Genomic DNA, 25,716 nt, shown 5'->3' with positions numbered 1-25,716 from the left:
GATGTCCACACTCGAAATCCGCGATCTGCACGTCAGCGTCGCCAACACCGATTCGTCCGCCGAGCCGATCAACATCCTCAAGGGTGTCGATCTGACCGTGAAGTCCGGCGAGACGCACGCGATCATGGGGCCCAACGGTTCCGGCAAGTCCACCTTGTCGTACGCCATTGCAGGCCATCCGAAGTACACCGTCACCTCCGGCACCATCACCCTCGACGGTGAAGACGTGCTCGAGATGAGCGTCGACGAGCGCGCCCGCGCGGGCCTCTTCCTGGCGATGCAGTACCCGGTGGAGGTGCCCGGCGTCTCGATGTCGAACTTCCTTCGTACCGCCGCCACCGCTGTGCGCGGTGAGGCCCCCAAACTTCGGCACTGGGTCAAGGAAGCCAAGACCGCCATGAGCGAACTGGAGATCGAGGCCAACTTCCTCGAGCGCAACGTCAACGAAGGCTTCTCCGGTGGCGAGAAGAAGCGTCACGAAATTCTCCAACTGGGACTGCTCAAGCCGAAGATCGCCATTCTCGACGAGACCGACTCCGGCCTCGATGTCGATGCCCTGCGAGTGGTGTCGGAGGGCGTCAACAAGTACAAGGAGCGCGAAGAAGGTGGAGTGCTGCTGATCACGCACTACACCCGCATTCTGCGCTACATCAAGCCCGATTTCGTGCACGTCTTCGTCAACGGCGAAATCGTGAAGTCCGGCGGAGCAGAGCTGGCCGACGAGCTCGAGGCCAACGGGTACGCCGGCTACTCCCAGGCCGCGACCACCGGAGCATGAGTATGGCTGCACCGGCAGCTGTGGCGGTGGCGGCATCGTTCGATGTCGCCACGGTTCGCCGCGATTTCCCCATCCTCTCGCGCACCGTCCGTGATGGAAAGCCGTTGGTGTACCTCGATTCCGGTGCAACCTCGCAGCGGCCCGTACAGGTACTCGACGCCGAGCGCGAGTTCCTCACCACCTGCAATGCCGCAGTGCACCGCGGCGCGCACCAGCTGGCCGAGGAAGCCACCGACGCATACGAGGGAGCCAGGGCGGCCATCGCGTCGTTCGTCGGGGCCGACGTCGACGAGATCGTGTTCACCAAGAACGCGACCGAGTCGCTCAACCTCGTGACGTACGTGCTTGCCGATCAGCGATTCGACCGCCATCTCGGTCCCGGCGACGAGATCGTCGTCACCGAACTCGAGCATCATGCCAATCTCGTTCCGTGGCAGGAGTTGGCAGCTCGAACCGGTGCCACGCTGCGCTGGTACGGCGTCACCGACGACGGTCGAATCGATCTCGATTCGCTCGAGTTGTCCTCTGCCGTCAAGGTTCTCGCGTTCACGCATCAGTCCAACGTGACCGGCGCGGTCGCTCCGGTCGAGGAATTGGTGCGTCGGGCCAGGGCCGTCGGAGCGCTCGTCGTCCTCGACGCATGCCAGTCGGTGCCGCACATGAAGGTCGATTTCCACGCGCTCGACGTCGACTACGCGGCGTTCTCCGGTCACAAGATGCTCGGTCCCTCGGGAGTGGGCGTGCTGTACGGCAAGGCTGCACTCCTCGAGGCGATGCCTCCGTTCATCACCGGCGGTTCGATGATCGAGACCGTCACCATGGAGAAGACGACGTTCGCCGCGCCCCCACAACGATTCGAGGCCGGGGTTCCGATGACCTCGCAGGTCGTCGGACTCGGCGCAGCCGTGCGGTATCTGGAGAACATCGGTATCGATGTCATCGCCGCTCACGAGAAGACCTTGGTTGCAGCAACTCTTGCCGAGTTCGCAAAGATCGACGGTGTTCGTGTGATCGGGCCGACCGAGAACGTCGACCGTGGTTCGGCAGTGTCGTTCGTAGTGGACGGCATTCACGCCCACGACCTCGGACAGATTCTGGACGACGAGGGCGTCGCCATTCGCGTCGGGCATCACTGCGCGTGGCCCCTGCATCGTCGATTCGGTGTGGCTGCGACAGCGCGCGCCTCGTTCGCGCTGTACAACACGGTCGAGGAAGTGCAGGTTCTCGCACAGGCGATTCGCCGCGCACAGTCGTTCTTCGGCACCACCGACCACGGCGGGGGAGGTCAGCAGTAGATGCGTATGGAACAGATGTACCAGGAAGTGATCCTCGATCACTACAAGCACCCGCACGGCCGTGGACTGCGTGAGCCCTTCGGCGCGGAGGTACACCACGTCAACCCCACCTGCGGCGACGAGGTGACCCTGCGTGTGCAGATCGAGAACGGCACCGTCGCAGACGTCTCGTACGACGGCCAGGGCTGCTCGATCAGTCAGGCGGCGACATCGGTGCTCACCGATCAGGTCGTCGGGCTGACCGTCGACGAAGCCCTGACGACGGTCGATGCGTTCAGCGAGATGGTGGGCAGTCGAGGTACCGTCGAGGGTGACGAGGATGTCATCGGTGATGGAATCGCATTCGCCGGTGTGGCCAAATACCCGGCCCGCGTGAAGTGCGCCCTGCTGGGCTGGATGGCTTTCAAGGACGCGGTTGTTCAAGTAGTGGACGCAGATTCGACAGCCACGACGGGCGAGACCGCCCAGTCGGCATTTTCCGGAGGACAGCAATCATGACCGAAGCAACAGAGACGACACCAGCCGTGACCACCACGCCGGTAGAACTCACGGCCGACGAGATCAAGGTGCTCGAGGACCTCGAAGAAGCGATGCGCGACGTCGTCGACCCCGAGCTCGGTATCAATGTCGTCGACCTGGGTCTGGTGTACGACATCAAGATCGACGCCGACGACATCGTCACGGTCGACATGACGCTGACGTCGGCGGCGTGCCCGTTGACCGACGTCATCGAGGATCAGGCTCGTGGCGCGCTCGTGCGCAGCGGACTTGCCGCAGACCTCAAGATCAACTGGGTCTGGATGCCGCCGTGGGGCCCGGACAAGATCACCGACGACGGTCGCGAGCAGCTCAGGGCCCTCGGCTTCACCGTCTGACGTACGAACGAGTCGGCCCGCTCACGCGCCTTTGGCTTCGTCGGCCTTGGAGTCGGCGGACTTGGCTGAGGTCGACTTTTTGGCCGCTGCCTTCTTGGCCGGGGCCTTCTTCGCCGCTGCTTTCTTGGCGGGTGCCTTCTTCGCCGGAGCCGATGCGGCGGACCCCGACTTCGCGTTCTTTCCTGCCGCCTCGACGCTCCGCTGCAAGGCCGCCACGAGATCCACGACCTCGGCATCCTCACCGTCGTCTTCTTTGTCCTTCTCGGTGTGGATGACCTTCTCGCCGCCGTTGGCGAGCGTCTCGTCGATCAGCTTGCGCAGTTCGGTCTGGTAATCGTCGGTGTACTCGGTGGGATCGAACTCCGAGGACATGCTTTCCACCAGCGACGTCGCCATCTTCACTTCCTGCGGGCGCGCGGACGGAGCATCCTCGAGCGAAGGAAATTCTGCGGCCCTGACTTCGTCCGGCCACAGCAGTGTCTGGATCACCAACACGTCGTCGCGCACGCGCAATGCAGCCAAACGGGTCTTCTGTCGCAGAGTGAAGTGCACCAGTGCGGTGCGTTCTGTTTCCTCGAGCGTCTCCCGAAGCAGAACGTAAGCCTTCGGCGACGCGGAGTCCGGCTCGAGGAAGTAGCTCTTGTCGTAGAGGATCGGATCGATCTGCTCGGTCGGCACGAATTCGAGAACCGGAATTTCGTGCTTCTCCGCCGCAGGCAGCTTGTCGAAGTCGTCGTCGGTGAGAATCACGCGTTCGCCGTCGGGGGAGTCGTACGCCTTGTCGATATCGGCGAACTGCACCGACTTGCCGCATTCCTGACAGATCCGGTCGTACTTGATTCGACCGCCGTCCTTCGCGTGAACTTGATGGAACCGAATGTCGTGCTGCTCGGTGGCCGAATAGACCTTCACCGGAACATTGACCAGTCCGAAGGCGATCGAGCCCTTCCAAATGCTGCGCATCTGTCCATGATCGCCGACCGGGCGCCCGTGTGTCGACCGTTGGCGAGAAAACTCAGCCGCGGCCCGGAGTGCGCAAAATCGTGCGTGCGATCGCGATCCTGGCGGACGCCGGGAGCGTCGGAAACATTTTCAGCATCGCGGTCATCGTCCCGAGCGCGTCGTCGTGGCCGGACAGGTACGAACGCTGCAGTTCGACCGGGAGCGAGAAGAAGCTGGAGAAGAACTGGGGGACCATCTCGGGTTCGAGAGCCAGTGCCGTGCGCAGGCCGAGGTTGCGAAGCTTCTGGACCGTCCAGACGTGCACCGGTCGGTTCGGGCCCGATCGACCGCCGCCTCGAAATCTCTCGACGAGGTGATCCGCCGACGCCAGCGACGCCGCGACGCTGTACCCCGTGGCGGGATGCATCAGATTCGACCGGGAACCGAACAACACCGGTCCGCCTCGCCCGGTGTGCAGCAGCGATCGAGGCGGCGGTTCGACCGAGAACCGCACTCGCTCGACGTCCTCGTGGCCGGTCGGTTCCAGATTCCGGTGGGCCAGCCGGTGGTGCAGCCGCGATCGAAGCACTGCGAGTTCCAGCGGGGGGCGGCCAACCAAACAGGTCTCTTCGAGCAGGATCCGATCCTCGTCGAGCGCCACGGCGTACAAGAAACTCGGTGCTTCACCGGGCCGAGCGCCGTTGTCGGTACGCCAGTCCATGAACCAGGCGTCGGATCCTTCGAGAATCGGCTCGGCCCGGTGCCGTTCGACGACGATGCCGTATGCCGTCTGCTGCGCCAGGTCGCGCGAATCGAGCGTGCCCCGGGCGTCGACGACGTGACGGGCATCGACGATGGTGCCGTCGGCGGTCGTCACGCGGGCACCGGTGACGTCCACTGCCGTCCCGGCCAGCACTCGCACGCGGTCGAGGGACAAGGTCGCTTGCAGTGCAGGTGTGTCCAGCACGCAGTACGTCCGGTCGATGATCCGATGGTGATCGGTCCATACCGCCGGCTTCTGCGCAGTCGAGGCAACTGCGGTCTGTGGCAACCACGACGGCAATTCGTCGGCCCAGGCGGAATACGTCGGTGTCCAGGTGCGCGACGGGTGTGGATCGAGTGCAACCACGTCGAGTCCGGCCTCGGCACATCGATGGGCGACCGCCCGCCCCGCGGGACCGAGTCCGACGACGGCGACGTCGGCCGAGAAATCGTTCACATTCCGCCGGTGGCGAGCAAACCACCGTCCACGCGCACGGTCTCGCCGGTGATCCAGGAGGATGCGTCCGACACCAGGAAGGCCACCAGGGCCGCTACGTCCTCCGGGTTTCCGAGGCGCTTCATCGGGTAGCCGGCCGCCGCGGCGTCTTCTCCGTTGGCGACGAGAGCCTCGGCGAACTTCGTCTTCACCACGCCCGGTGCCACGGCATTGACGCGAATCTTCGGACCGAGCTGCCAGGCGAGTTCCTCTGTGAGGCGGATCAGAGCAGCTTTGGATGCGCCGTACGCGGCGATCACTCCGGTGGAGCGGATGCCTGCCACGCTGGCGATATTGACGATCGCGCCGCCGTGCTCGCCCATCCAGGCATGGAACGCCTGCTGGACGAAGCCGAGAGTCCCCACGACGTTCGTGTCGAAGATCTTGCTCACGCCCGCCAGGTCGGCATCCATCAGCGAGCCGTAGACGGGATTGATGCCGGTGTTGTTGACCAGGATGTCCAGTGAACCGAAGGTCTCCACAGTGCTCGCCACCGCGGTGCGCCGGTGCTCCGGGTCGCCCGCATTGCCGTCGATCGCGAGTACCGAATCACCGAGTTCCGCTGCCGCCGCAATCAGAGGTTCGCGCTTGCGAGCGGTGATGGCGACGTTCGCGCCGCGAGCGAGCAGTTCCGCGGCGATGGCCTTGCCGATGCCTCGGCTGCCGCCGGTGACGAGTGCGGTGCGCCCGGTGAGGTCGGGGATCGGCGCGCTGGAAGAGCTGACTGTTTCGGGAGCGTCGGTCATCGATCAGACGTTACCGGTGTCACCGTCGTTCCTGGGTGAGGGCACGTGAATGCTGAGCTAAAATGGGGGTTTGCTGTGCCGTTCGGCGGCGCACATCGAGTTCGCCCGTCGGTCGACGGGCAACGATATTGTTCGGCAATCGCTAGGAGCTCACGCGTGATCACCGCCACCGACCTGGAAGTTCGTGCCGGTGTGCGGACCCTTCTGTCCACCGAGGGGCCCGCGCTCCGTGTACAGGCAGGCGACCGCATCGGGTTGGTGGGTCGCAACGGTGCAGGCAAGACCACCACTCTGCGCATCCTGGCAGGCGAAGGCGAGCCCTACGCGGGTGAGGTCGTGCGCACCGGAGAGCTCGGCTACCTTCCGCAGGATCCCAAGGAAGGCGACCTCGACGTGCTGGCCAAGGACCGAGTGCTCTCGGCCAGGGGCCTGGACACCCTCTTGCACAAGATGGAAAAGCAGCAGGCACTGATGGCCGAAGTGGCCGACGAGGCGCTGCTCGACAAGGCCGTCCGCAAGTACGGCGAACTCGAAGAGCGTTTCGCCTCGCTCGGCGGCTACGAAGCCGAGAGCGAAGCGGCCCGCATCTGCAACAGCCTCGGCTTGGCCGACCGCATCCTCGGCCAACCGCTGCGGACCCTGTCCGGTGGTCAGCGCCGACGCGTCGAACTGGCTCGGATTCTGTTCGCCGCGTCCGACGGCAGTGGTGGACGCTCGAACACCACGTTGCTGCTCGACGAGCCCACCAACCACCTCGACGCCGATTCCATCACCTGGTTGCGGGGATTCCTGCAGAACCACGAGGGCGGACTCATCGTGATCAGTCACGACGTGGAACTGCTCGGAGACGTGGTGAACAGGGTGTGGTTCCTCGACGCCGTGCGCGGCGAAGCCGACATCTACAACATGAACTGGAAGAAGTACCTCGACGCCCGCGCCACGGACGAGCAGCGCCGCCGCCGCGAACGCGCCAACGCGGAGAAGAAGGCCGGAGCACTGCGCGTGCAGGCCGCCAAGATGGGGGCCAAGGCAACCAAAGCCGTTGCGGCACAGAACATGGCGAAGCGCGCGGACAAGTTGATGGCCAACCTCGATGCGGAGCGCGTATCCGACAAGGTTGCGCACATTCGCTTTCCTGAGCCTGCCCCCTGCGGCAAGACACCGTTGATGGCCAAGAACCTGACCAAGATGTACGGGTCGCTGGAGATCTTTGCCGGCGTCGATCTGGCGATCGACCGGGGGAGCCGCGTGGTGGTGCTCGGGCTCAACGGTGCCGGTAAGACGACACTGCTGCGCATTCTGGCCGGAACCGAGAAGGCCGACACCGGAGAGATCGAACCCGGCCACGGCATGCGCGTAGGTTACTTCGCCCAAGAGCACGACACCCTCGACGACATGGCGTCGGTGTGGGAGAACATCCGGCATGCGGCACCCGACGCCGGCGAGCAGGAACTGAGGTCGCTGCTCGGAGCGTTCATGTTCACCGGACCCCAGCTCGACCAGCCTGCAGGAACATTGTCCGGCGGTGAGAAGACCCGTCTGGCACTCGCCGGGTTGGTGTCCTCCGCGGCAAACGTGCTGCTGCTCGACGAACCGACCAACAACCTCGACCCGATCTCCCGTGAACAGGTCCTCGACGCGCTCCGCAGCTACAAGGGTGCCGTCGTACTGGTGACCCACGATCCCGGTGCCGCCGAAGCGCTCTCACCCGAACGAGTGATTCTGCTCCCCGACGGTACCGAGGACCACTGGTCGCAGGAATACCTGGAACTGATCCAGCTCGCCTAGTGGGGCGGGGTCAGTCCTGCCGCCGGACCGATTCCTCGACCAGATCCAGGATCGCTGCGAGGTTCGACCGGCCGTGGCCGGACGCGATGCGGGCCACCAGTCCGTCCAGCACGAGATCGAGGTAGTCGGCGAGGACGTCGTTGGGTACGTCGTCGCGCAGTCTTCCTGCGGTCTTCTGACGCTCGAGTCGTCCGAGTGTCGCGTCGGTCAGCTCGGCAGACCGTTCGGCCCAGCTGGTCCGGAAGTCCGCGTCGGTGCGCAATCGTCGGGTGATCTCGAGCCGCGTTCCGAGCCACTCGAATTGTTCGGGTTGCGCCAGCATGTCTCGCATCACCTGCACCAGACCCTGGGTGGAAGCGACCTCGGCCATGCGTCGGGCATCTTCCTGCGCCAGCGCGAGGAAGAGTCCGTCCTTGTCCTTGAAGTGGTGGAATATGGCTCCGCGCGACAGGCCGGTGGCCTCTTCGAGACGCCGTACTGTCGCGCCCTCGTAACCGAACTCGCCGAAGCACTTACGCGCGCCGTCGAGAATTTCGCTTCGACGGGCGGCCAGGTGGTCTTCGCTGACCTTGGGCACGTGTGGGTTTCCTACTTTCGATGAGGGCCTCGACCGATACGGCGATGGGCCCGGAAACACGTTGTCGGTTCCGGGCCCATCGCCGTTCGAGGCATACGTCAGACGACGCGCACTCAGCCTCTGATCATGTTGCGCAGCACGTACTGCAGGATGCCGCCGTTGCGGTAGTAGTCCGCTTCACCCGGGGTGTCGATGCGAACCACGGCCTCGAATTCGACCTTGGAGCCGTCTTCCTTGGTGGCGATGACGGTCATCGTCTTCGGGGTGGTGCCCTCGTTCAGCTTCGCAACTCCGACGATGTCGAAGGTCTCGGTGCCGTCGAGCTTGAGCGACGATGCGCTCTCACCGGCCGGGAACTGCAGGGGAACGACGCCCATGCCGATGAGGTTGGAGCGGTGGATGCGCTCGAACGACTCGGTGATGACGGCCTTGACGCCGAGGAGCGAGGTGCCCTTGGCCGCCCAGTCGCGCGAGGAGCCGCTGCCGTACTCCTTGCCGCCAAGCACGACCAGCGGAATGCCGGCCTTCTGGTAGTTCTGCGACGCGTCGTAGATGAAGGACTGCGGTCCACCGTCCTGCGTGAAGTCGCGGGTGTAGCCGCCCGAGACGTCGTCGAGGAGCTGGTTCTTGAGGCGAATGTTCGCGAACGTTCCGCGAATCATGACCTCGTGGTTTCCGCGACGCGAACCGAGCGAGTTGTAGTCCTTGCGCTCGACACCGTGCGAATCCAGGTACTGCGCGGCAGGCGTACCTGCCTTGATGGGTCCGGCCGGGCTGATGTGGTCGGTGGTGACCGAATCGCCGAGCAGGGCCAACACGCGTGCACCGGTGATGTCCTCGACAGGAGCCGGGTCCATCGTCATGCCGTCGAAGTACGGAGGCTTACGCACGTAGGTGGACTTGGGATCCCACTCGAACGTGTCGCCCTCGGGGGTCGACAGGTTCTGCCAGCGGCTGTCACCGGCGAAGATGGTCTCGTAGGACTTGCTGAACATGTCGCGGCTGATCGAGGACTGGATGGTCGATTCGATCTCCTCGGCGGACGGCCAGATGTCCTTGAGGAACACGGGGTTGCCCTCGTGATCCTCGCCGAGAGCGTCGGTCTCGAAATCGAAGTCCATCGTGCCCGCCAGGCCGTAGGCGATGACCAGCGGCGGCGAAGCCAAGTAGTTCATCTTCACGTCGGGGGAGATGCGGCCTTCGAAGTTGCGGTTGCCCGACAGCACTGCGGTGACCGAGAGGTCGTTGTCGTTGATCGCCTTCGAGATCGGCTCGAGCAGCGGACCGGTGTTACCGATACACGTGGTGCAGCCGTAACCGCCGAGGTAGTAGCCGAGCTTCTCGAGGTACGGCCACAGGCCGGCCTTCTCGTAGTAGTCGGTGACGACCTGCGAGCCGGGAGCCATGTTGGTCTTGACCCAGGGCTTGGTGGACAGCCCCTTCTCCACGGCATTGCGGGCGAGCAGTGCTGCGCCGAGCATGACCGACGGGTTCGAGGTGTTGGTGCAGGAGGTGATTCCCGCAACCACGACGGCACCGTGATCGAGCACGAATTCGCCTGCCTCGTCCGTGGTGACGCGGATCGGCTTGCTCGGACGACCCTCGGAACCGTATGCGGCAGAACGTACGTCGACCGAATCTTCTTCGGCGAAGCTCAGCGAAGCGGAGTCGCTGGCCGGGAACGATTCGTCGAGGGCCTCGTCGAGCTTGCTGTCGCCCTCGTGCTTGGGGTGGTTCTCCTCGACGTAGTTGTGGATGTCCTTGCGGAACGCAACCTTGGACTCGGACAACAGGATTCGGTCCTGCGGACGCTTCGGGCCCGCGATGGACGGAACGACCGAGTTGAGGTCGAGCTCGATGTACTCGGAGTACACGGCCTCGTTCTTCGGGTCGTGCCACATGCCCTGTTCCTTGGCGTACGCCTCGACGAGCGCGAGCTGCTCGTCGCTGCGGCCGGTGAGGCGCAGGTAGTTGATGGTTTCCTCGTCGATCGGGAAGATCGCTGCGGTGGAACCGAACTCGGGGCTCATGTTGCCCAGGGTGGCGCGGTTCGCGAGCGGAACCTCGGCCACGCCCTCGCCGTAGAACTCGACGAACTTGCCGACGACACCGTGCTTGCGCAGCATCTCGGTTGCGGTCAGCACCACGTCGGTCGCGGTGACGCCGGGCTGGATCTCACCGGAGAGCTTGAAACCGACGACGCGGGGGATGAGCATCGAGACGGGCTGGCCGAGCATGGCCGCCTCCGCTTCGATACCGCCCACGCCCCAGCCCAGCACACCGAGGCCGTTGACCATCGTGGTGTGCGAGTCGGTGCCGACGCAGGTGTCGGGGTAGGCCTGGCCCTTGCGGGTCATGATCGTCGGTGCCAGGTACTCGATGTTGACCTGGTGCACGATGCCCATGCCCGGGGGGACGACCTTGAAGTCGTCGAACGCGCCCTGTCCCCAACGCAGGAACTGGTAACGCTCGCCGTTGCGCTCGTACTCGAGGTCGACGTTGCGCTCGAGAGCATCGGCGCGGCCGAAGACGTCGAGGATGACCGAGTGATCGATGACCATGTCGGCGGGGGAGAGGGGGTTGACCTTGTTGGGGTCGCCGCCCAGGGTGGTGACGGCTTCACGCATCGTGGCGAGGTCGACGATGCAGGGAACACCGGTGAAGTCCTGCATGATGACGCGTGCAGGGGTGAATTGGATTTCGAAGCTCGGCTCCGCGGACGGATCCCACGAGGCAATCGAACGAATGTGGTCGGCGGTGATGTTGGCACCGTCCTCGGTGCGAAGGAGGTTCTCCGCGAGGACCTTCAGTGCGTAGGGCAACTTCTCGGCACCGGGCAAGGCCGACAGTCGGAAGATCTCGTACGAGTTCTCTCCGACGTCGAGGGTGCCCTTTGCACCGAATGAATCATTACTTGCGGTCACTTCAGCTCCACTCGTCTATGAGGCACACCGCCGACGGGGCTGTGTCGACGGTTGAAGCGAGGCGCTGACTGCGGGCCTCGGCATCGAAACTCTGGAGTGAGAGTTCGAGGCGGACGCACGGTCAGTGTCTCGATGGAAGTCTAACAGTACGCTTGTCCTGTGAAAACCTGCGGCCGGGTTCTCGGTGGGTGTCGAGAGACCGATCCACACGACGATCCTCACGTAGTGCTCCCGGCTGCGCAATGAAGGGCGACCTCAGTAGTTGCGCCGGACCTGCGGGCCTACCAGGTATGGGCGTGGCGGTGACGTAGGGTTCGACCCGACTGGTTCCTACCGACTGGACGAGAGATGCCTGAGCCGATTCACGCCGTTTCCCCACTTGCCACCGATATTCCGGCAGGTCTGGACGTCGACAGCATCGTCGCCACGGTCCGCGAGTCCGGCGTCAGTGCCCCCGCCGACGAGGAAGCCGGGTTGTCCGCTGCCGTCGCGCGCGCCGAGGACCACGGCATCGATCTGAGCATCGTGATCGTGCCGACCGAACCTCGCCACGACTCGCAACTGCGAGACCTCGCCACCGCTGTCGGAGCACGCGAGGGCGGCACGGTTCTCGTGCTCAGCCCCGGGCAGGTGGGCACGTTCAGCGACTCGATCAGTCGGGTGACCCTCGAAGCAGGCCAGGACCGTACCTACACCGGCAACCACGTCGTCGCTGCCGACAACTTCGTCGACACCCTCGTCGAGGATCAGACACCGTGGGGGCTGCTCACGGGCGGTCTCGTCGTCGTGGTCGCCGCGGTCGCGGCCTTGACAGCTGTCGTCAAGGTCCGCCGATATCGCTCTCGTGCGGAGACGAACGACCGCGCGCACAGCGAGTCCGTCGCCGACTGAGCACGCTCGTCCGAGTGTCGTTCGACTGACCGACGCCCACACCGTTCGACCCGGTCCCGATCATGTCCGTGAGGTCGTCCGAAAAAGTCGGAAAAATTGTTTCCGGTAAACGCCGAGTTCACGGCGTTGTGCCTGGTCGAATTACCAATGTGTCATTTGTGACTGGAGTTTCTTTAGGGTGCGAAGTGTCGTACGGTGCCATTGGCACTGCTGGGGAAGGAGTGTCGCAGAAGGCGGTTGTCATCCGTGGGGAACTCGGGAGGCCACTGCTTCGGGTGTGACTGACGTGGTTCGCACCTGTCGTATCGCTGCGTGTTTCTTTCCCGCCCGGCGAGAACGCTCACCGTCACCTGCGATCGGGGTGGAGGACGGAGAGCACCTCGACGGCACGACGGTTCGACGCGAACCCGAGTGAATGCCGGACCCGAGGGAGACATTTGTGAGCCGACGTCAAGTCCGCGGAACTCACCGCCGTGCACTCGTCCGTACCCGATTCGTGCTGGTAGGCGCAGGCCTCGTTCTCGCGTTGATGGCGACCCTTCCCGGGTTTGCCGCCGCGGTACCACCGCCACCGCCCAACCCCTCGGACACCGACATCGCCGCCGCGGGCAGCGCCGTCGATTCGAGCCTGGGCCAGGTCGGTCAGCTGATCGACGCGATCGCCTCGGCCAACCAGCAGCTCGCCCAACTCGACGACGAGGTCGCGTCGAAGCGAGAAGGCGTCAACAAGGCCCTGGTCGATCTGCAGAACGCACGTGACGCGGCCGATGTCGCTGCCGCAATCGTCGGTGCCGCGCAGCAGGCTCTCGCCGATGCAGGCACCCAGATCCAGGCAGCCCAGGCCAAGTTCGACGAGTTCGCCAAATCCAGCTACACCCAGGGCTCGGGCGTCGCCTCGATGGCGTCGTTCCTGGGATCCAGCGGACCGGACGACGTTCTGGACCGCGCTCAGGTCCTGAAGGTTCTCTCCAACAGTCAGAACGCGGTACTCGACGGCCTGCAGCGGGCCCGTACCGAGCAGGCGAACCGGGATTCGGCGGCGCGTGAGTCCAAGCAGCAGGCCGACGCCGCCGCCTCGGAAGCCGAGGCCAAGAAGGCAGAGGCCGAACAGGCCATCGCCGAGGCGCAGGCAGCGCTGCAGGCAGAGGCCGACCGGAAGGCCACGATCGAATCGCAGCGTGACTCGGCGCAGGCCGAACTCGATGCCGCCCGCAGCAACGTCGCCGGTCTGCAGGACCAACGAGCCGCGTACGGCGACTGGGAGGCGCAGAAGGCGGCAGAGGATGCGGCCATCGCCGCCGCAACGGCCGCAGCGAAGGAAGCTGCTGTACAGGCAGCTGCGCGAGTATCGGCCAACCTGGCGGCGCAGCAACGCGCGGCGGCCCTCGCCGAGGGCCAGCGTTCGCACGTGGACGTGGACGACGATTCGAGCGCATCGACCGACTCGGACAGTTCGACCGCGACCACCCCTACCACGCCTACCACCCCCACCACGCCCAAGACGCCCGCCAAACCGAAGACGTCCACGACCCCGTCGGTCACCGGAAGCGCAGCTGTCGAGTTGGCGATCGACCGCGGAATGAGCCAACTCGGCGTGCCGTACTCCTGGGGCGGCGGCGACGAGAACGGACCGACCAAGGGCATCAGGGACGGCGGAGTCGCAGACAGCTACGGCGACTACAACAAGGTCGGCTTCGACTGCTCGGGGCTGATGATCTACGCCTTCGCAGGGCTTGGCATCTCGCTGCCGCACTACACCGGCTATCAGTACACGGCGGGCAAGCAGGTGCCGTCCTCGGAGATGAAGCGCGGCGACATGATCTTCTACGGACCCAACGCCAGCCAACACGTCGCGCTGTACCTCGGCGACGGGAAGATGCTCGAAGCCCCGCAATCGGGTTCGGTGGTCAAGGTGTCCGACGTGCGATACAGCGGAATGACGCCGTACGCCGTGCGCATGGTGTCCTGAGCGCGGATCCGGCGCGCGCGTCGGGGGTGCCTTTCGGCGCGCATCCCGATCACCTGGAATAGTTGATTGCGGCGGTATGAAACGTGCCCGACGACGATCGACTGAAAGCGGTGAATTCTTGGTGACATCACGTGACGGCCGGATTTCGAACGACGAGGGGTCGACGCGAGTCGAGTCTCCGACTCCGAATCCACCGGGTGGGGAGCCGAAGCGGGTGGACAGTCCGGCCCTGGCCGAGGACGTCCAGCTTCTCGAGAAGGCCGTGTACGAGGTCAAGCGCGTGATCGTCGGTCAGGATCGGCTGGTCGAGCGCATTCTGGTGGGGTTGCTCGCCCGCGGACACGTGTTGCTCGAGGGTGTACCCGGCGTCGCCAAGACCCTTGCGGTCGAGACTTTCGCACGGGTGGTGGGTGGCTCGTTCTCGCGAGTTCAGTTCACTCCCGACCTGGTGCCCACCGACCTCGTCGGCACCCGCATCTACCGTCAGGGCCGTGAGGAGTTCGACACCGAACTCGGACCCGTCGTGGCCAACTTCGTGCTGGCCGACGAGATCAACCGTGCGCCGGCGAAGGTGCAGTCCGCTCTGCTCGAGGTCATGGCCGAACGGCATGTGACCATCGGCGGCAAGACGTTCCCGATGCCCGATCCGTTCCTGGTGATGGCAACGCAGAACCCCATCGAGAACGAGGGTGTGTACCCCCTTCCCGAAGCACAGCGAGACAGGTTCCTGTTCAAGATCGTCGTCGACTATCCGACGGTCGAGGAGGAACGCGAGATCGTCTACCGCATGGGCATCAAGGCCCCCGAACCCAAGCAGATCCTCGACCCGGTCGAGTTGGTTCGCCTGCAGAATCTGGCCGGCTCGGTGTTCGTGCACCACGCACTCGTCGACTACGTGGTCCGGGTCATCGCTGCTACCCGTACTCCCGAGCAGTTCGGTATGGACGACGTGGCCAGCTGGATCGCCTACGGTGCATCGCCGCGTGCGACGCTCGGCATCATCGCGGCCTCCCGCGCACTGGCTCTGCTCCGGGGTCGCGACTACGTCGTTCCCCAGGACGTACTCGAGGTCATTCCCGACGTGCTCCGGCACCGTCTCGTGCTGTCCTACGACGCGCTGGCCGACGAGGTGACGCCCGAGACGGTCATCTCCCGGGTGCTGCAGACCGTCGGGTTACCGCAGGTGTCGCCGCAGGCGGTACCGCAGAGCAACGGATCCGGTCCGGACGGACCGCACTTCGATGGACGTCAGCCGCAGGGGCCGTACCCGACACAGGGGCAGTTTCCGGCACCCGGCCAGTTTCCCGGCCAGGGGCAACCGCCTGCACCCCAGCAGCCCGGCCCTCAACAGCCCGGCCCTCAACAACATCCGCAGGCCGGGCCGTACGGCCAGCCCGCACCGTCTCTGCAGAAGCCGTCGGGTGACGGATCATCGATCGGTACGCCGGGGCAGTGAGCGGATCCGAAACCGCCTCCGCGACCTCAGGCCGAGCCGTCGTGGCCCGGCCACCGTCGTTCCGTTCGGGTGAGCTTCGTGATCCGAAGCTCGCCGCAGCACTGCGGACCTTGGAACTGACGGTGCGTCGACGGCTGGACGGGGTGCTGCACGGTGACCATCTCGGGTTGATCCCCGGTCCTGGATCCGAACCGGGCGACGCCAGGGAGTACCAGCCGGGCGACGATGTTCGACAGATGGACTGGTCGGTCACCGCGCGTACGACGCATCCGCACGTGCGGCAGTCCGTGGCCGACCGCGAGCTGGAGACCTGGCTCGTGGTCGACTTGTCGGCCAGCCTCGACTTCGGGACCACCGGGTGCGAGAAGCGGGATCTCGCGGTCGCGGCCTCGGCTGCCATCACACATCTGTCCGGCGGCGGCGGCAATCGAATCGGCGCGGTGGTTGCCACCGGTTCCGACACCAACCGCATTCCGGCGCGCGGCGGCCGCGTGCACACGCAGTCGATGCTCCGTGCCATAGCCACCACGCCTGCTGCGGCCGACGGTGTGCGCGGTGACCTGCGCGCTGCCATCGAAGCGCTGCGACGGCCCGAACGCCGCCGCGGGATGGCTGTGGTGATCAGCGACTTTCTCGGGCCGATCGACTGGGAGCGCTCGCTTCGGGCCATCTCCGCTCGGCACGACGTGCTGGCCGTCGAGGTACTCGACCCACGTGATCTGGAACTGCCCGACGTCGGTGACGTCGTTCTCCACGACCCGGAATCCGGCCGCACTCGCGAATTCAGTACGACGCCGCGGCTGCGCGCAGATTTCGCGCGCGCAGCAGCTGCACACCGCGACGACGTGGAGAAGGCGTTGCGGCGGTGCGGTGCACCCCGATTGACGCTCCGCACCGACGGTGACTGGATCGCCGACGTCGTACGGTTCGTGACCGCACGCAGGCACACCATCGGATCCGGGTTCACCAACACCGCTCGGGCGGGTTCACGATGAGCCTGACCGATTTCGCGTCGCCGTGGTGGCTCGGATTCCTCGTCGTCGTCATCGCACTGACGGTCGGCTACGTCTGGATCCAGCGGCGCAAGCAGAAGCACGTACTGCGGTTCTCCAACATGGAACTGCTCGAGTCCGTCGCGCCCGATCGGCCGAACCGGTTACGTCACCTGCCCACCGCACTGGTGCTGGTCGGTCTGATGTTCCTCACGGTCGCGCTGGCCGGCCCGACGGCGGACGAGCGCGTGCCGCGGAACCGGGCGACCGTCATGCTCGTGATCGATGTGTCGCTGTCCATGGAGGCCACCGACGTCGAGCCGACTCGGTTGGCCGCCGCACAGGAAGCAGCAAAATCCTTCGCGGACGGTCTGACGCCCGGCATCAATCTCGGATTGGTCGCGTTCGCCGGTACCGCGTCGGTTCTGGTCTCGCCTACGGCCAACCGCGAAGCCACCAAGTCCGCCATCGACAAGCTGCAGCTCAGTGAGCGAACGGCCACCGGCGAGGCGATCTTCACCTCGCTCCAGTCGATCGACACTCTCGGCGCGATACTCGGCGGCGGCGACGCGGCACCACCGGCGCGCATCGTGCTGCTCTCGGACGGCAAGCAGACCGTTCCGCAGAACCTCGACGATCCACGCGGCGGGTACACCGCGGCGCGAGCCGCCAAGGACAAGAACGTCCCCATCTCCACCATCTCGTTCGGCACGAGCTATGGCTCGGTCGAAATCGAGGACGAGGCCGGAGTCGAACGGGTGCCGGTACCGGTGGACGATCCGTCGTTGCGGGACATCGCGGATCTGTCCGGCGGCAGCTTCTTCACCGCGTCGTCGCTCGAGGACCTCCGCGACGTGTACGACACCCTGGAGGAGCAGATCGGTTTCGAGATCACCCGCGGCGACGCCTCGCGTCCCTGGCTGATTCTCGGTGTTCTGTGCATCTCGGTCGGCCTCGGTTCGGCGTTGGTGATGAGGCAACGTCTTCCGTGATCGTTGTTCTTACTCACCAGTAAGTTTCGCTTTGTCATTCCAGGACGAACAGATAGGTTGCTAGGCATGTCCACACCTGACTTCATCGCGCGATCGGTACTCGTCACCGGAGGTAACCGGGGAATCGGTCTTGCCATCGCCCAGCGGCTCCAAGCCGACGGCCACAAGGTAGCCGTCACCCACCGCGGCTCCGGCGCTCCCGACGGGCTGTTCGGAGTCGTCTGCGACGTCACCGACTCCGCCTCGGTGGACGCGGCCTTCAAGGAGGTCGAGGAGAAGCAGGGGCCGGTCGAGGTTTTGGTCTCGAACGCCGGCACCACCGACGACACACTCATCATGCGGATGACTGACGAGCAGTTCTCCAATGTTCTGGACGCCAACCTCACCGGTGCGTTCCGCGTGGCGAAGCGGGCAAGTCGCTCGATGCTTCGTGCCCGTTACGGTCGGTTCATCTTCCTTGGTTCCGTAGTCGGAATGACCGGCACGGCCGGTCAGGCGAATTACGCCTCATCGAAAGCTGGCGTCATCGGCTTGGCGCGCTCGCTGACCCGTGAACTCGGTTCCCGCTCGATCACAGCCAACGTCGTCGCGCCGGGATTCATCGACACCGAGATGACTCAGGTCCTGGACGAGAAGATCCAGGAAATGGCCGTCAAAGCAATTCCGCTCGCGCGCAAGGGTAAAGCCGAAGAGGTTGCAGGCGTCGTGAGTTGGTTGGCTTCGCCTGATGCGGCTTATGTCTCCGGTGCGGTCATCCCGGTCGACGGCGGTCTGGGCATGGGTCACTGAAAGTCCCTTTCGCGCAACGATATAGACATTCACCTCCGATTTAAGGAACACTGCACCATGGGCGGATTGCTCGAAGGCAAGACCATTCTCATCACCGGCATCATCACCGATGCCTCGATCGCGTTCCACGCCGCTGCCATGGCGCAGGAGCAGGGTGCCAAGGTGATCATCACCGGGTTCGATCGGCTTCGGCTCATCGACCGCATTGCACAGCGTCTGCCCAAGGAGGTGCCCCCGGCGATCGAGCTCGACGCTACCAATGAGGAGCACCTCGCGGCGCTGGCCGACCGCGTACGCGAAGTAGCACCCGAGGGTATCGACGGGGTTCTGCACTCGATCGCATTCGCTCCCCGCACCCTGATGGGCCCTGACGCGAAGCCGTTCCTCGACGGCCCCGGACCTGACGCTGCGAAGGCCTTCGAGATCTCGGCGTGGAGCTACGCATCGCTCGCGCGTGCAGTTCTGCCGGTCATGAACGAGGGTGGCTCCATCGTCGGAATGGACTTCGACCCGCGCACGTCGATGCCGTACTACAACTGGATGGGCGTGGCCAAGGCTGCACTGGAATCGGTCAACCGCTACGTCGCCCGGGAAGTGGGCGCCGCCAAGCGCATTCGCTCCAACCTCGTCGCTGCCGGCCCCATCAAGACCCTGGCCGCCAAGGCCATCGCGGGTACGGCAACCGACGACGCGGCCAAGATGAATCAGCTCAACGTCTACTGGGACGGCGCTGCTCCGATCGGTTGGGATGTCAACGACCCCACCGTCGTCGCCAAGTCGATCGTCGCGTTGCTCTCGGATTGGTTGCCCGGCACCACCGGATCCATCGTGTACGTCGACGGCGGAGCCAGCCACAACACGTACCTGCCCGAGAACATGTGATGCCGCGGTGGGCGTAACCGTACGTGCGCCCACCGAGAGGTTTCGTTCGCCGATCGGACCCCCGCCGGGGCCGGTCTGCGACGGGGGCACAATGGAATCATGACCACCCCTGGAGACTTCGACGCATTGTTGGTGCTCTCGTTCGGCGGGCCGGAACAGCCCGCCGACGTACGCCCTTTTCTGGAGAACGTCACTCGCGGACGTGGAGTGCCGCCCGAGCGGCTCGATGCCGTCGTCGAGCACTACATGCACTTCGGGGGAGTCTCGCCGATCAACCGACTCAACCGAGACATCATCGATGCACTCCGCGGCGAATTCGATTCCGCCGGAGTGGATCTGCCGATCTATTTCGGAAACCGTAACTGGCATCCGATGATCGAGGACACCGTCGCGACCATGAAGTCGGACGGGATCAGGAACGCACTCGTCTTTCCGACCTCTGCCTGGGGCGGCTACTCCGGATGCAGGCAGTACCACGAGGACATCGCCCGGGCTCGCGCCGCCGTCGGTGACGATGCGCCGCATCTGCTCAAGATTCGGCAGTACTACGACCACCCGCTGATGGTCGACGCGTTCAGCGACGCGGTCGCATCGGCGCGAGCATCACTGCCCGAGCAGCACCGCGACGGTGCACGTCTGGTGTTCACCGCACACTCGATCCCCTCGGCCGCCGACGCCAACGCAGGCCCGCCCGAGGACGGCGGCCACCTCTACAGCCGTCAGGTGACCGAGGCCTCGAGGCTCGTCGCGGCCGCGTCGGGTGTCGACGACTACGACCTGGTGTGGCAGTCCCGCTCCGGACCCCCGCAGGTGCCGTGGCTGGACCCCGACATCTGTGATCACCTCGAAGCGCTGTCGGAGAAGTCCGTCGACGCCGTGATCGTGTGTCCGATCGGATTCGTGTCCGACCATCTCGAGGTCGTGTGGGATCTCGACACCGAAGCGGAGGAGAAGGCCCGCGAACTCGGAATGGCCTTCGCTCGCGCAGGCACCCCCGGATCCGACGCGCGTTTCCCGCAGATGATTCGCGAACTCGTGGACGAATACCGAGTCGGTGGCCGATGCCGCGGACTCGGCAGCGTGCCCGGCTACGGTTCGACACTGGACGGCAGTCGCTGCGCCGTCGGCTGCTGTGAGCAGCCCACCCGCCCCTCCAGGCCCGCCGCCGCCTCGTCGTGAACGTCTCTGCCTGACACCCGCTTCCCGATGGGGTGTCAGGCGGAGTGCATCGCCGCTTCGATGCTCGTCGCCACAGCGATGGTGCGCGCGGTACGCACTGCAGCCCACAGCGGTCGAACGAGTTCTTCACGTGCTGCGGCTGCCGACGCGGTCGGTGCTTCCGACGGAGCCGATCCCGCCGCGACCGTCAGAATGGCGGCGACCCGATCCGCCGATTCGAGGACGCGGAACGCCCTGTCGGACATTTCTGCGGGGTAGCGATGCCGTGCCGCGTCGGCGATCAAGGCGGCGATACGGGTGCGGGGATCGGCGTCTGGGGTTCGGGTGGGTAGCGACTGCATCTGCGCGAGAGCGTCCGCCGCGCCGCGCACGGCCTCACGCATCTCGTACTCGGCCTCACCCAACCCCTGGTCCCGCTGTGCGTGCTCGGGGACGACGATCGAATACACGGTCCAGCGCAACACATCCGGGCCCTCCACGACGGGCACCAACCCGATCCCGGCGTTACCCGAGGTCCCGATCACCACCGCCTGACCGGTGCCGAGGGCAGCTCGGGAGAAGTCCGTGTTCGCGGGGAGGCCGCTCACCGCGCCGGGAACAGGCAGAACCAGCTTGACCCGATCGTCTCCGGCAGCGGGCGTCGACGCCGTTGCAGCCGCTCTGATCGCGTGCAGCAAGCCCGCGATTCCATCGGCGTAGCCGGGGTACTCCAGCCCGAAGTTCTCGGCCGCGTCCGCATCGCCCGCACCCACGAGATGCATCGGTGCCCACTCGGACATGGCGTCGATGACGTCGTCGGGCGAGCTGGCACCGGCCAGCCAGGAACCGGCCCACAGGGCGAGACTCGTACTAGAGGAACACACGACTCACGAGCATAGGTCGGCGTGGCGAACCGTGCTCGGGACGCCGGTGTCGCTAGCGTTGGTCGCCGTGAACGACATGTACGGCGGAGACATTCTCAAAGGGCACAGTCGCATGCGCAAGGTTCCGGCACCGGAGGTGTCGGCCGAGCGCGGATTGGTCGTCGAAGATGCCGGAACCGGGTACTGCGGTGCCGTGGTCGGCTTCGAGCGCACCTACGACGGAGATTTCGTCCGGCTCGAGGACGGTGCGCGCACGACGCGGCTGTTCGCCCTGCGCGAGGCAGCATTCCTGATCGACGGACGTCGGGTCACCCTGGTTCGGCCCAAGCCTGCGGCGGCAGCGGCGGCACCGACGCGTTCCGCGTCCGGTTCGACCAAAGTCGAGGGCCTACGCGCGCGCACCGCCCGTGCCAGCCGCATCTGGGTCGAGGGCGTGCACGACGCGGCCCTGGTGGAAAGTGTGTGGGGGCACGATCTTCGGGTGGAGGGCGTGGTCGTCGAGCATCTGGAGGGTCTGGACAACCTGGGGGAGCGGTTGGCGGATTTCGGTCCCGGCCCCGGCCGACGCGTCGGAGTGCTGGTGGACCATTTGGTGACCGGGTCCAAGGAGTCGAAGTTGACGAGGTCGCTGGGCGAGCACGTTCTGGTCACGGGTCATCCGTTCATCGACGTCTGGGAGGCGGTCAAACCCGCTGCTGTCGGTATCGATGCCTGGCCGAAGATCCCGCGGGGTGAGGATTGGAAAACTGGAATCTGCCGAGAGCTGGGGTGGGGTAGTCCGCGGGAGGGGTGGCGTCGGGTGTATTCGTCGGTCTCGAGCTTCCGTGATCTCGAAGCACCACTGATCGGAGCCGTCGAACAATTGGTCGACTTCGTCACCGAGTAGGGCTGTGTCCAGCAACGCACCGGCAATTGTCCGATTCGTGCTTGGATGGAGGCTGTGGCAGCGATCATTTGGCTCATAGCGGCAGTGGTACTCGCCGGTGCCGAGGCACTGACGGGCGACTTCTTTCTTCTGATGATCGCCGGCGGCGCGCTCGGCACCGCAGGCGTCTCGGCTCTGACCGATTTCCCGGTGTGGGCCGATGCGATCGTCTTCGGTGTCCTGTCGTTGGCATTGGTGCTCGGGTTGCGCCCCATTCTGTTGCGGCGCTTCGCGACTCCGCCCGACACCCCGATGGGAATGGCCGCGCTCACCGGCAAGAGTGCGGTGGTTCTCGAACAGGTCACTGCCCACGAAGGCCAGATCAAGCTCGGTGGGGAGGTGTGGACCGCTCGTCCACTCGACGAGACCGAGGTCTATGCCCCGGGTACCACCGTGACCGTGATGGAAATAGACGGCGCTACCGCCGTCGTATGGAAGGGACCGTAGCCAGTGGAAGCACTCATCGCACTGGCTGTCATCGTCGCGTTCGTCGCGGTGTTGATGGCCAAGTCCATCTCGATCGTCCCGCAGGCCGAGGCCGCCGTGATCGAGCGGCTCGGCCGCTACACGCGCACCGTGTCCGGTCAGCTCACGTTTCTCGTGCCGTTCGTCGACCGTATCCGCGCCAAGGTCGACCTGCGTGAGCGAGTCGTGTCGTTTCCGCCGCAGCCGGTGATCACCAAGGATAACCTGACCGTGTCCATCGACACCGTCGTCTACTTCCAGGTGACCAACCCGCAGTCGGCCGTGTACGAGATCAACAACTACATCGTCGGTGTCGAGCAGTTGACCACCACCACTCTGCGCAACGTCGTCGGCGGAATGACGTTGGAAGAGACTCTCACCTCGCGTGATTCGATCAACGGTCAACTCCGCGTTGTACTGGACGAGGCAACCGGCCGGTGGGGCCTGCGAGTGGCCCGAGTCGAGCTCAAGAGCATCGACCCGCCGCCCTCGATTCAGGAGTCGATGGAGAAGCAGATGAAGGCCGATCGCGAGAAGCGAGCGACCATCCTCACTGCCGAGGGTCATCGTGAATCGGCGATCAAGACGGCCGAGGGCGACAAGCAGAGCCGGATTCTTGCAGCCGAGGGTGGCAAGCAGGCGTCCATTCTCACCGCCGAGGGTGAGCGGCAGTCGCGCATCCTGCGTGCGCAGGGCGATCGCGCCGCGAAGTACCTCGAGGCTCAGGGTCAGGCCAAGGCGATCGAGAAGGTGTTCGGTGCCATCAAGGCAGGCAAGCCGACACCCGAGTTGCTGGCGTACCAGTACATGCAGACGCTGCCGCAGATGGCTCAGGGTGATGCGAACAAGGTGTGGATGATTCCGAGCGATTTCGGTGACGCTCTCAAGGGGTTCGCCAAGACACTCGGTGCGCCCGGCGAGGACGGTGTGTTCCGGTACGAGCCCAACGAGTCGGCCGGCAACGAGCCCAAGCCCGAGGACGACTCGGACGAGGTTGCCGAATGGTTCGAGACCAAGACCGATCCGGCGGTCGCCGAGGCGGTCAAGGCTGCAGAAGCAGTGGCGCGCAAGCCGGTCGACACGTCGCTGGCATCCGCACCCGAGCTGTCGAAGGGGTTCGACGTCGGTGCCCTGGCGGCGTCGCCGGAGGCGGAGCCGGAACAGCGTTGAGTTCGGCCCCGATCAGCTGATCAGGGCAGTTCCGACCCCGGCAGCGGCCAGGGCCCACAGGACGCTGGCGAAGGTGCCGATGATGAACTGTTCGGAGGCATGGGATTCGCGCAGTTCGGGGTAGCGCGCGAGTCCCTTGACTGCCAGCACGATGGCGATGCCTTCCGGCCAGCCGGCGAGAATCGACACCGCGACGGCCACGCGTTCGAGGATGCCTATCGTCAGTCCACCACGAAGCGGCTCGACCGGATCGTCTCCGGTCGAGTCGCGTCGTCGTCGTGCGATGCGAAACACGGTGGGTACCATCGCCGTTCCACCCAGGGCCGCCGCGACGACGCTGAGGACCACTCCGACGGCATGGCCGAGACCGTAGGCCGGTCCGGCCACCGTGGCCAGGACCGCCGCTGCCGCGAGCAGACTCGACGCCGCGACGGTGGGCAACCATCGGCGAATTCCGGTGCCGGCGGGAACGGTAGCGGCAACTGCGGTCAGCGCGAGCAGCACCAGGGTGGCGACGATCATGGTCGGTTGCTTCCCGTCGTGTTCGCTGTGTCGAGCAATCGAGTCGCCAGGGTGCGGCCCGCGTTCTCGACGTGCCAGCCGGCTACCGACAGTCGTTGCGACATGGCTTGTTTACTGATCTTCAACCGTTCGGCCGCGTCGGTCTGCGACAACCCGCGGGCCATGAGTTCGACAGCTTCTCGGCCCTGGTCCGATCGTCTGATGACAAGCAGCGCAACCAGGGTCGATGCTGTCTCCGCATCCTCGGCGGCAGCGACATCGGGGCCGCTGACGGCGAGTGCTGCCGGGGCATTCTTGGCTCGGGTCACGGCGTCTCGGGCTGCCTCGAACGCCGGTCCGCGTCCGGCGCGTGTCGTCTCGGGTAGCGGGAGTTCGACGGAGCCGATGCCGATTCCGACGCTCCAGTGCGGGGTGGAGACCAGTTCGAGAGCGATCGAGACGACGGTGGCGGCGTCCTCGCAGACGGCTTGCACTTCGTCTCCTGCGGTGCGCTCGAAGGGTCGGATCAGTTCGTGGTCGCGATATCGATCGAGCAGTTCGGGCACGCGATCGATATCGCGTCTACTGCGGCGTTGGTCCACGGTCAGCACGAACATTGGACAAGGCTAGATCGTTGATGTAGTTCAGTCAAGCTTCAAGGCTTGATTCGTCAGAATCAAGGTTCCCGACCTGTCGGCCGCCCGCGGGGGCAGGCTCGGATCGCGAACCGCGCGAGAGACGCCAATCCACGACCAGCCCACTCAGACCGATCGCAATACAGACCGCAGACAACACCAGCAGCGCCGGATGTGTCTCGCCTCCGATCGCTCCGCCGATCACGACGATTCCGAGAGTGCCAGGCAGCATCCCGACGGCCGTCGCCAGCGCGAACGGGACGGGCCGAACCGCCGACACCCCACACGCGTAGTTCACCAACGAGAACGGCACCGGCGCAATCAGACGCAGAGAGCCGACGGCCAGCCAGCCTCGTCGGCGCAGACTCTCGTCCACCGAATCGAGAGCCGAGTGCGACATCCGCGCCGCCACGGCTTCGCGACCGATCGCACGGACCAACAGCAGCGCCAGAATCGCGCTGACCGTCGACGCGCCGATGGTGACCGCCAGACCGGTCAGGGGCCCGAACAGCACTCCTGCACTGAGCGTGAACAAGGTCCTCGGGACGGGCGCTACGGTCACGATCGCGTGCACGCCGAAGAACACGAGCGGGAATGCCGGGCCGACGGAGGTGCCCCACTCACGAATCTGTTCGACAGTCGGATGGGGTGCGAACACCGCTACCAGAGCGAAGACGGCAATCACCGCCAGCAGCGCGATCAGTCGAACGTCACGCAGGTGCCGGGTCACGAGAGGCCAGCGTACCGGCGCGAGACGACACCTCGCTGCTTCCCGAGTTCGAGAGCAGAGCTGCACGACCGAACGTGAGGTGATCCTCACGATA

25 protein-coding genes are annotated in these 25,716 nt (G+C 65.3%); 16 read left to right on the top strand and 9 right to left on the bottom strand.

The genetic code is table 11. The annotated features are described in order from the left end of the window. Position 1 precedes the first annotated feature (1 nt). The 4 genes from sufC to AB0366_RS10725 are packed head-to-tail and all read left to right on the top strand — an operon-like array spanning position 2 to position 2,948. Positions 2–778 carry a Fe-S cluster assembly ATPase SufC gene (sufC, locus tag AB0366_RS10740; protein WP_366243943.1) on the top strand — a complete coding sequence of 259 codons (777 nt, stop codon included), beginning with the start codon at positions 2–4 and terminating at the stop codon, positions 776–778. Positions 779–780: 2 nt separating this feature from the next. Then, positions 781–2,073: a cysteine desulfurase gene (locus AB0366_RS10735; RefSeq protein WP_366243942.1), complete on the top strand. Its 1,293-nt coding sequence runs from the start codon at positions 781–783 to the stop codon at positions 2,071–2,073. Beyond that, a complete protein-coding gene (gene sufU, locus AB0366_RS10730) occupies positions 2,074–2,571 on the top strand; it encodes a Fe-S cluster assembly sulfur transfer protein SufU (protein WP_121869917.1) in 498 nt (165 codons plus the stop codon). Then, entirely contained in the window at positions 2,568–2,948 is a 381-nt protein-coding gene (locus AB0366_RS10725; RefSeq protein WP_008716491.1) for a metal-sulfur cluster assembly factor, read from the top strand. The genes sufU and AB0366_RS10725 overlap by 4 nt, the downstream gene beginning before the upstream one ends. 21 nt (positions 2,949–2,969) lie before the next feature. Here AB0366_RS10725 and AB0366_RS10720 read toward each other — a convergent pair whose 3' ends face one another. The 3 genes from AB0366_RS10720 to AB0366_RS10710 are packed head-to-tail and all read right to left on the bottom strand — an operon-like array spanning position 2,970 to position 5,894. After that, entirely contained in the window at positions 2,970–3,911 is a 942-nt protein-coding gene (locus AB0366_RS10720) for a Ku protein (RefSeq protein WP_121869916.1), read from the bottom strand. Between the two features lie 52 nt (positions 3,912–3,963). Further along, positions 3,964–5,109, bottom strand: a complete 1,146-nt coding sequence (locus AB0366_RS10715) for a lycopene cyclase family protein (protein WP_366243941.1) — start codon at positions 5,107–5,109, stop codon at positions 3,964–3,966. Then, entirely contained in the window at positions 5,106–5,894 is a 789-nt protein-coding gene (locus tag AB0366_RS10710) for an SDR family oxidoreductase (RefSeq protein ID WP_121869914.1), read from the bottom strand. Before AB0366_RS10710 ends, AB0366_RS10715 begins: the two co-directional genes overlap by 4 nt. 156 nt (positions 5,895–6,050) lie before the next feature. On the opposite strand from AB0366_RS10710, the gene AB0366_RS10705 reads away from it, so the two are divergent. Then, positions 6,051–7,682 (top strand): ABC-F family ATP-binding cassette domain-containing protein, encoded by a 1,632-nt coding sequence (locus AB0366_RS10705; protein WP_366243940.1) that lies wholly within the window; start codon positions 6,051–6,053, stop codon positions 7,680–7,682. Positions 7,683–7,692: 10 nt separating this feature from the next. On the opposite strand, the gene AB0366_RS10700 is transcribed toward AB0366_RS10705, so the two are convergent. Both AB0366_RS10700 and AB0366_RS10695 read right to left on the bottom strand, forming a co-directional pair. Next, positions 7,693–8,259, bottom strand: coding sequence for a TetR/AcrR family transcriptional regulator (locus AB0366_RS10700; protein WP_121869913.1), 567 nt, complete (start codon positions 8,257–8,259; stop codon positions 7,693–7,695). A gap of 113 nt (positions 8,260–8,372) precedes the next feature. Then, positions 8,373–11,183 (bottom strand): aconitate hydratase, encoded by a 2,811-nt coding sequence (locus AB0366_RS10695; protein WP_121869912.1) that lies wholly within the window; start codon positions 11,181–11,183, stop codon positions 8,373–8,375. Positions 11,184–11,531: 348 nt separating this feature from the next. Here AB0366_RS10695 and AB0366_RS10690 point away from each other — a divergent pair, with 348 nt between their 5' ends. The 8 genes from AB0366_RS10690 (at position 11,532) to AB0366_RS10655 (ending at position 20,333) form a co-directional block, all read left to right on the top strand. After that, entirely contained in the window at positions 11,532–12,074 is a 543-nt protein-coding gene (locus tag AB0366_RS10690) for a DUF6676 family protein (RefSeq protein WP_366243939.1), read from the top strand. Positions 12,075–12,603: 529 nt separating this feature from the next. Continuing rightward, the gene (locus AB0366_RS10685; RefSeq protein ID WP_366244397.1) at positions 12,604–14,043 is read left to right on the top strand and encodes an NlpC/P60 family protein; all 1,440 of its coding nucleotides are present in this window, start codon (positions 12,604–12,606) and stop codon (positions 14,041–14,043) included. A 214-nt stretch (positions 14,044–14,257) separates the two neighbouring features. Further along, complete coding sequence (locus tag AB0366_RS10680; RefSeq protein ID WP_366243938.1) at positions 14,258–15,499, top strand: MoxR family ATPase; 1,242 nt, start codon at positions 14,258–14,260, stop codon at positions 15,497–15,499. Continuing rightward, on the top strand, positions 15,496–16,494 hold the full coding sequence (locus AB0366_RS10675) for a DUF58 domain-containing protein (RefSeq protein ID WP_366243936.1): 999 nt from the start codon (positions 15,496–15,498) through the stop codon (positions 16,492–16,494). Before AB0366_RS10680 ends, AB0366_RS10675 begins: the two co-directional genes overlap by 4 nt. Next, entirely contained in the window at positions 16,491–17,483 is a 993-nt protein-coding gene (locus AB0366_RS10670; RefSeq protein WP_121869909.1) for a VWA domain-containing protein, read from the top strand. Before AB0366_RS10675 ends, AB0366_RS10670 begins: the two co-directional genes overlap by 4 nt. A 66-nt stretch (positions 17,484–17,549) precedes the next feature. After that, entirely contained in the window at positions 17,550–18,272 is a 723-nt protein-coding gene (fabG1, locus tag AB0366_RS10665) for a 3-oxoacyl-ACP reductase FabG1 (protein WP_121869908.1), read from the top strand. Between the two features lie 57 nt (positions 18,273–18,329). Beyond that, positions 18,330–19,154 carry an NADH-dependent enoyl-ACP reductase InhA gene (gene inhA / locus AB0366_RS10660; protein WP_094615150.1) on the top strand — a complete coding sequence of 275 codons (825 nt, stop codon included), beginning with the start codon at positions 18,330–18,332 and terminating at the stop codon, positions 19,152–19,154. A 99-nt stretch (positions 19,155–19,253) separates the two neighbouring features. Next, a complete protein-coding gene (locus AB0366_RS10655) occupies positions 19,254–20,333 on the top strand; it encodes a ferrochelatase (protein ID WP_366243934.1) in 1,080 nt (359 codons plus the stop codon). A 35-nt stretch (positions 20,334–20,368) separates the two neighbouring features. Here the strand turns inward: AB0366_RS10655 and AB0366_RS10650 are convergent, their stop codons facing one another. Further along, entirely contained in the window at positions 20,369–21,196 is an 828-nt protein-coding gene (locus tag AB0366_RS10650) for a hypothetical protein (protein ID WP_366243933.1), read from the bottom strand. A gap of 76 nt (positions 21,197–21,272) precedes the next feature. Between AB0366_RS10650 and AB0366_RS10645 the strand changes: the two genes are divergently transcribed. From AB0366_RS10645 to AB0366_RS10635, 3 genes are read left to right on the top strand one after another with little or no spacing between them, the layout of a single operon-like run. Then, positions 21,273–22,082, top strand: coding sequence for a DUF3097 domain-containing protein (locus AB0366_RS10645; RefSeq protein WP_121872419.1), 810 nt, complete (start codon positions 21,273–21,275; stop codon positions 22,080–22,082). A gap of 54 nt (positions 22,083–22,136) precedes the next feature. Next, complete coding sequence (locus tag AB0366_RS10640; RefSeq protein ID WP_037190035.1) at positions 22,137–22,568, top strand: NfeD family protein; 432 nt, start codon at positions 22,137–22,139, stop codon at positions 22,566–22,568. A 3-nt stretch (positions 22,569–22,571) separates the two neighbouring features. Beyond that, positions 22,572–23,756, top strand: a complete 1,185-nt coding sequence (locus AB0366_RS10635; RefSeq protein WP_121869906.1) for an SPFH domain-containing protein — start codon at positions 22,572–22,574, stop codon at positions 23,754–23,756. 12 nt (positions 23,757–23,768) lie between these two features. Here AB0366_RS10635 and AB0366_RS10630 read toward each other — a convergent pair whose 3' ends face one another. From AB0366_RS10630 to AB0366_RS10620, 3 genes are read right to left on the bottom strand one after another with little or no spacing between them, the layout of a single operon-like run. Continuing rightward, entirely contained in the window at positions 23,769–24,278 is a 510-nt protein-coding gene (locus tag AB0366_RS10630; protein ID WP_366243932.1) for a hypothetical protein, read from the bottom strand. Then, the gene (locus tag AB0366_RS10625; protein ID WP_121869904.1) at positions 24,275–24,874 is read right to left on the bottom strand and encodes a hypothetical protein; all 600 of its coding nucleotides are present in this window, start codon (positions 24,872–24,874) and stop codon (positions 24,275–24,277) included. Before AB0366_RS10625 ends, AB0366_RS10630 begins: the two co-directional genes overlap by 4 nt. A gap of 31 nt (positions 24,875–24,905) precedes the next feature. After that, entirely contained in the window at positions 24,906–25,622 is a 717-nt protein-coding gene (locus AB0366_RS10620; protein WP_121869903.1) for a TVP38/TMEM64 family protein, read from the bottom strand. Positions 25,623–25,716: the final 94 nt, after the last annotated feature.

Origin of the sequence: Rhodococcus sp. NPDC076796, assembly GCF_040702765.1 — a bacterium.
GTDB lineage: Bacteria > Actinomycetota > Actinomycetes > Mycobacteriales > Mycobacteriaceae > Rhodococcoides.
This window is presented reverse-complemented; position numbering and strand designations above follow the sequence as displayed.